Source organism: Rhizobium ecuadorense, from assembly GCF_001187535.1.
In the GTDB taxonomy this organism is placed as follows: Bacteria; Pseudomonadota; Alphaproteobacteria; order Rhizobiales; family Rhizobiaceae; genus Rhizobium; species Rhizobium ecuadorense.
The window spans coordinates 1-316 of the sequence record NZ_LFIO01000327.1 but is presented as its reverse complement, the minus strand read 5'-3'; the positions used below and the strand labels follow the sequence as shown (position 1 = coordinate 316).

The window sequence follows — 316 nt, the reverse complement described above, 5'->3', positions numbered from 1 at the left end:
CTTGTAGGAATTGACCGTCGGATTGGTGATCGCGGCAAGCGCGGAGGCGTGTTTCATGATGCCGCCGAGAAAGGTTTTCCCCTGAGCGGAAAGCCCAAAGGCCATTTCCTTGTCCGCGAAGGCGTTTACCTTGCCATCGATGTCCCAGACCGAGATGTGGGCATGGCACCCGTTTCCGGTCAGGCCTTTGAAGGGCTTCGGCATGAAGGTGGCGCGAAGGCCGTGCTTCTCGGCGACCGACTTGACCATGAACTTGAAGAAAGAGTGCTTGTCTGCCGTCTGAAGAGCGTCGTCATATTCCCAGTTCATCTCGAAC

General features: G+C 56.6%; 1 pseudogene. It reads right to left on the bottom strand.

Going from position 1 to position 316, the window contains the following annotated elements:
- Positions 1-316: pseudogene (locus AF337_RS07330) on the bottom strand (type III glutamate--ammonia ligase); the annotation flags it as partial.